Annotated in this window: 5 protein-coding genes; 3 read left to right on the top strand and 2 right to left on the bottom strand. The window is 35.5% G+C overall.

Features of this window, described 5'->3' with window-relative positions; all coding sequences use genetic code 11:
• Positions 1 to 455: 455 nt before the first annotated feature.
• Positions 456 to 1,526, top strand: coding sequence for a ribosome small subunit-dependent GTPase A (rsgA, locus tag EC501_RS09995; RefSeq protein WP_122972145.1), 1,071 nt, complete (start codon positions 456 to 458; stop codon positions 1,524 to 1,526).
• A gap of 203 nt (positions 1,527 to 1,729) precedes the next feature.
• Positions 1,730 to 2,338 (top strand): DedA family protein, encoded by a 609-nt coding sequence (locus tag EC501_RS09990; RefSeq protein ID WP_122972144.1) that lies wholly within the window; start codon positions 1,730 to 1,732, stop codon positions 2,336 to 2,338.
• Positions 2,339 to 2,378: 40 nt separating this feature from the next.
• Here the strand turns inward: EC501_RS09990 and EC501_RS09985 are convergent, their stop codons facing one another.
• Positions 2,379 to 3,587, bottom strand: a complete 1,209-nt coding sequence (locus EC501_RS09985; RefSeq protein ID WP_122972143.1) for an MFS transporter — start codon at positions 3,585 to 3,587, stop codon at positions 2,379 to 2,381.
• A gap of 428 nt (positions 3,588 to 4,015) precedes the next feature.
• Between EC501_RS09985 and EC501_RS09980 the strand changes: the two genes are divergently transcribed.
• Positions 4,016 to 5,236, top strand: a complete 1,221-nt coding sequence (locus EC501_RS09980; protein ID WP_122972142.1) for an MFS transporter — start codon at positions 4,016 to 4,018, stop codon at positions 5,234 to 5,236.
• Positions 5,237 to 5,291: 55 nt separating this feature from the next.
• Here EC501_RS09980 and EC501_RS09975 read toward each other — a convergent pair whose 3' ends face one another.
• Entirely contained in the window at positions 5,292 to 6,476 is a 1,185-nt protein-coding gene (locus EC501_RS09975; protein WP_122972141.1) for an NAD(P)/FAD-dependent oxidoreductase, read from the bottom strand.
• Positions 6,477 to 6,486 lie beyond the last annotated feature (10 nt).

Genomic DNA, 6,486 nt, shown 5'->3' with positions numbered 1-6,486 from the left:
TAAATAACTTTTTCGACATGTTCTTCCGCTCCATCAACCATTTATTTTATTTCATTATAAATAAAAGTACCCTATAAGAGAGACCTTTTTTCAAGTGTCTTTCTTATAGGGTACATTTTAAAAGAGATGTCCCTTTCTTTATTAGGTAGCTAATTGGTATACCAACATTAAATTGACATTTTTTGAAAATCGGAATATAATAAACAGAATAATAAGAAAAGAGAGGTGAAGTATCATGGCAACTGTATATGCGATTGTTCAAAAGCGATTTGGTTTGTCTAATTTCACTCACCTCAATAATGGATATTAAAGATCCTTGCCTATTAGGCTTGGAAGTATTTTAATTTACCTCTTGAACGTGATGAACCCTTATGACTGCCAAATCGCAGCTCATAAGGGTTTTTAATTTACTGCGGAAAATAACCGCTAAATTATCATTTTAGGAGGTCCATCCATTGAATTTAAAATCTTTAGGTTTTACAACATTTTTTGAAGAACAATATACGTCTTTTTTAAAAGAAGAAAAATATAAAAACTGTGTTCCTGCCCGTGTTCTTTTAGAGCATAAACATTCCTATCGGGTATTGTCAGAGCAAGGGGAGTGGTTATCAACAGTAGCAGGACATTTTGTTTACGAGTCCTTTTCACAAGCAGATTTCCCTGCGGTAGGAGACTGGGTGTTAGTGGAAAAAATGGATGGTGAGGAAAGAGGGATCATCCATAAAATTTTTAAACGGAAGTCACAGTTTTCACGGAAAATTGCCGGAAGAAAAGTGGAAGAACAAATTGTAGCATCGAACGTTGATATTGTATTTCTAGTTATGAGTTTGAATGCGGATTTCAACATTCGGCGATTAGAGCGGTATTTAATAGCGGCTTGGGATTCCGGTGCCACTCCTGTCATCGTTTTAACGAAAGCGGATCTATGTGAAGATGTTGACGATTATTTAAGGGAAACAGAGTCTATTGCAATAGGTGTCGATATATTTGTTACGAGCTCTTATACGGGTGAAGGAATAGAACAAATCCGAGCATTTTTTAATGAAGGGGTAACAGGTGCTTTGCTTGGTTCCTCTGGTGCAGGAAAATCTACTTTAATGAATGCTTTATATGGTGAGGATATTATGAAAGTATCCGGTATTCGGGAAGATGATGCAAAGGGAAGACATACAACAACTCACAGGGAGCTAGTATTTTTATCTGGCTGTGGGTGTTTGATTGATACACCAGGAATGAGAGAGTTGCAGTTATGGGATCAAGGTGAGAGCTTAGCATCAAGTTTTCAAGATATTGAAGAGCTATCAACTAGTTGTCGTTATCGAGATTGTACCCATAAAAAAGAACCGGGTTGTGCGGTCGTCCAGGCCATTGATAACGGTGATTTAGAATTTTCCAGATTGCAAAGTTATTTTAAACTCCAAAAGGAATTAGCCTTTATGGAAAGAAAGACAAATACACAAGAAAAATTAGCTGAAAAGAGAAAATGGAAGCAAATCTCGAAAGGGCTTAAGAAAAAGTATAAGTAATTTTTATCCCTTTTCTTAGGAACCATTTTCCTTCTATAAAGTCATATACAATAAAGCCAATGTAGTTTTCGTTGGCTTTTTTCATTTTATTTCACGAATGTCTTAAAGAAAATTTGAATAGGGTTGTATAATAGAGTAGCATTATATTGGAAATAAGATAATAAATGAAAGAAAAAATATGAAAGAATATAAGGAGAGTATGAATGGAAAATTGGATTACTACGGTGATGGAGGAATTTGGATACATAGGTGTTTTCTTATTAATCATGTTAGAAAATTTATTTCCTCCAATACCGTCAGAAGTTATCTTAACCTTTGGTGGGTTTATGACGACACAAACGGATTTATCCGTCTTTGGAGTTGTTGTCGCATCTACGATTGGTTCAGTAGTAGGGGCTATTATTCTTTATGGAATAGGTGCCCTTGTCGGTATTAAAAGAATTGAACGGTTTGTGGATAGATGGGGGAAAGTTCTACGTCTCACTAGTAAAGATATTCATAAAGCGAATTCTTGGTTTGAAAAGTATGATGTATGGACTGTATTTTTCTGCCGCTTTATTCCTTTAATTCGTAGTTTAATTTCATTACCAGCTGGATTAGCTAAAATGAACTTTTTTACATTCCTACTACTTACAACGTTAGGTACATTAATTTGGAATTTGGTTTTAGTTAACATAGGTGCTGCTGTGGGAGAATCGTGGGAAACGATTGTTCACTACATGGACATCTATTCCAATATTGCGTATGCGGTCCTTGCGATTATTTTCATTGTTGTGGTCGTTCGATTTTATCAAAAAAAGATGCGAAGTTAAAAGTATGGAGGCACCTTATGAAAGGATGCCTCCATATTTTTTATGCTGTTTTTTCGACTTTATCTTTCGGTAAGAAGAATGCAACAATTAGCAGTATAGGTAAGACGGAAACGATTTGAATTGTCGTTTCAATCCCAATCTTATCGAGTAAAAAGCCGATAACGACAGCACCAATTGCGCCCATTCCAAAGGCAAATCCCGTTGTAAGTCCAGCCATCGTCCCAATTTTACTTGGAACTAATTCTTGGGCATATACAACTGTAACGGAGAAACTAATCATAATAAGCGTACCGATAATAATTAAGAAAATAAGAACAACCCAAATCGGCATATATGGTAATAGTAAACAGAAAGGAAGGGGTCCTACTACCGAAAGAATGATCACGTTTTTTCTACCGATACGGTCAGAAAGTGACCCTCCAAAAAAAGTACCTAATACACCAAAAGCCATAAAAATAAAAATAAACACTTGTCCGGTTTTTAAATTTAAATCATAATGATCCATTAAGTAAAAGACATAAAAGTTCGTAATGTTCGTTGTGTAAAAAGAGCGAGCAAAAATAATGGTAAGTAATAAACCTAACGCAATCCCAACTTGTTTTTTAGTTAAAGGCGGTAATGAGGAAATTAATATTTTCTTTTTCTTTTGTTGTGATTTTTCTGCCTCTAATTGGCGTATATACCATCTAGATATTTGGAGAAGAAGGGCAATTCCAATGGTTGCTAAAAGCAGTACAATGGCTGCTCCATGCTGACCGTAAACATCTAAAATAAAAGCACTAATTAAAGGGGCAAGGGCTTGTCCGGAATTTCCGCCTACTTGATAAATCGACTGGGCCAGACCCCGTTTATTTCCAGCTGACATAAAGGATACCCGTGAGCCTTCGGGATGAAATACAGCTGAACCAAAACCTAAAAATAGGACGGAAATTAAAATAAGCCAGTAACTTTCTGCCAATACAAGGAGTAATAAGCCGACGAAGGCACTCATCATCCCAATAGGTAATGCAAAGGGCATTGGTTTTTTATCACTAACGAATCCTACTACAGGTTGTAAAGCAGAGGAGAACATATTTAAAACAAAGGAAATAATGCCCAACTCAGTAAAGGATAAACCTAAATCCCGTTCAAGTAATGGAAACATAGCTGGAACAACGGATTGCATCGTATCATTGATTAGATGGGCTACTCCAATTGCAATCATAACTGGATAGATTGGATTATTTAAAGCTGCTTTTGTATCACTCATTGTTTATTCACACCTTCATATTTGACTCGTATTTACAATTATACCCCTCTCATCTTATTTTCATATAGATATTTATAGTTTTGGAAAATATTATGCTATAATGGGCTTACTTAAAGGAATGGAGGGTTTTCAAAATGCAATCAGTTAGACTACGTTTCCAAAATTCGAACCGTTAATGCAATACGTTCAAACCTCAATGAATTTGTGGGGTAAATGGAATTGGTCTAACTTAAATCGAGTAACTTATTCAATTTTTCATATAAACGGAATCCTTAGAATAAGTATGAGCGACTGACATTTTGTTAATCAATAGCCATTTACTAAATTTGAAATTTCCACCTGTATTTTGGTTTATGACTCGTATAGTAATTAACGTTTCTAAGCGATTTGAAAAAACAAAATCAATTAGAAAAGGATGTAATATCTAAATGAATCAAAAAGAACAGGTTAAGTGGAAGAAAAACATTACGCTCTTTTTAGGGAGTCAAACGATATCGTTATTCGGTTCTTCCCTTGTACAATATGCCATCATGTGGTATATCACATTAACAACTCAGTCGGGAATTATGATGACGATTTCGATTATATGCGGATTTGTTCCTACTTTTTTCCTTGCACCTTTTGCAGGAGTGTGGGCAGATCGATTTAATCGTAAATATTTAATTATGATTGCGGATTCAATGATTGCCATTTCAACGTTAATTTTAGCCATCTTGTTTTTAAATGGTTATAATTCGATGTGGTTATTGTTTGTTATGTATGCAATACGAGCGATAGGCACAGGAATACAAACACCTGCTGTTGGCGCCATTTTGCCTCAAATCGTACCGGAAGAAAAACTGACAAAAGTAAACGGAGCAAATGGTAGTATACAAGCTTTTGTTATGTTGTTATCACCGATGATTAGTGCTGGACTATTGTCAGTGACTACATTAGAGATGATATTCTTTATCGATGTGATTACAGCTGCTATAGCAGTACTAACGTTACTATTCTTTTTGAAAATTCCCCTTCATGCAAAGGCAATGGAAACACAAAAAGTTGGGTATTTTAATGACTTTAAAGAAGGTTTAAACTACATTAATCAGCATGCATTTTTAAAGAAATTTTTTATGTTTTTTGCCTTTTTCTTTGTGTTAGCTGCACCTGCCTCATTTTTAACACCATTACAGGTAACGCGAACCTTTGGAGCGAATGAATGGTATTTATCTGCTATTGAGGTTGCCTTCTCTATTGGAATGATAGTGGGTGGGATTGTAATAGCTTCTTGGGGAGGATTTAAAAACAAAACCCATACGATGGCTTTATCCGCCTTTGTTTTTGGTCTTTGTACATTGCTATTAGGAATTGTTCCAGTATTTTGGATTTACTTAATATTTATGGGAATCATTGGATTGATAATGCCGTTGTTTAATACGCCGGCAACTGTCTTACTTCAAGAAAAGGTTGAACCGGATTTCTTAGGCAGAGTTTTTGGTGTATTAACGATGATCTCAACTTCTATGATGCCCTTGGGAATGTTAGTATTTGGACCGATTGCGGATATAATTGCGATTGAATGGCTTTTAATTGGTACAGGAATATTAATTTTCATATTAAGTTTCTTCTTATTAGGAAGCAAAGTTTTATTAGAAGCAGGAAAAAATTAAATGAATATACAAAAAAGAAGATTTCGTTTAATACGAAATCTTCTTTTTTGTTTAATTAATATGCTAAACCGTATAATGCTTTAATATGTGCTAAGTAACGAACGTGACTTGCTTCTTTCATTAATGAAGCAGGAAGACCTTTTAATGGAATATTGTTACCACCAACTGTTGCTACACCATCTTTGCGTCCAAGGCTAGCAAGAGTACCGGAGTTAACAGGATTAAATACTTCTAGTTTTTGACCTTCGATTGTTGCATATAAATTGTAACCAGCAGTTTCACCCATTTGCCATGCAATTTGTGCTGTAGGTGCGAATAGTGGACGACCACCATCTGCTGGTAAAGCAACAGAAGCATCACCTACAACAAATACTTCTGGATGAGAAGTAGATTGTAAGTATTCGTTAATGATCGCTTTACCACGGTCACATGCTAAACCTGATTCTTGAACTAGAGGAAGAGCAGCAACTCCACCTGTCCAAATGAATGTGTTTGCTTCGATAACCGTACCGTCTTTTAATGAAATTTTGTTACCTTCAACACCAGTAACAGGAAGGCCAGTTAAGAATTCAACACCACGAGCTGATAAGCTTTCAGTAGCGCGTTGGATTAAGTCATCCGGAAGTACTGGTAAGATTTTCGGACCTGCTTCAACTAGCTTAATGTTTAGATCTTTAAAGTCGATACCGTATTTTCTAGCAACTTTAGGGAAGTTATCAACGATTTCACCAACTAATTCAACACCAGTTAAACCGCCACCGCCGATCACGATAGTTGCATCTGCAGGATTTTTGGATTTAGCATAAGCAGCAATTTTACTTTCGATATGTTTGTTGATGCGATTAGCATCATCAACAGATTTTAATACCATGCTGTTTTCTTCTAATCCAGGAATTCCGAAGAAACCAGTTTGGCTACCAAGGGCAACAACTAGGTTGTCGTATGATAAGACAGAACCATCTGCTAAATAAACTTCTTTATTGGCAACTGAGAATGATTTCACTTCTTGGATAACTACGTTAACATCTTTATCTTTAAATAGTTTAGTTAATGGGAATGAAATTGCAGGTTCTGAAATTGTACCACCTGCAAGACGGTGTAATTCTGTAATCAATTGATGAGTTGGATATTTATTTACTACAGTAACTTTTGCTTCATCTTTATTTAAATATTTACGTAATGTTAGAGCAGTTAGTAATCCACCATAACCTGCACCTAAGATGACGATTTCTTTTGACATGATTAATCCT

The organism is Lysinibacillus halotolerans, assembly GCF_003711845.1.
GTDB lineage: Bacteria > Bacillota > Bacilli > Bacillales_A > Planococcaceae > Ureibacillus > Ureibacillus halotolerans.
This window is presented reverse-complemented; position numbering and strand designations above follow the sequence as displayed.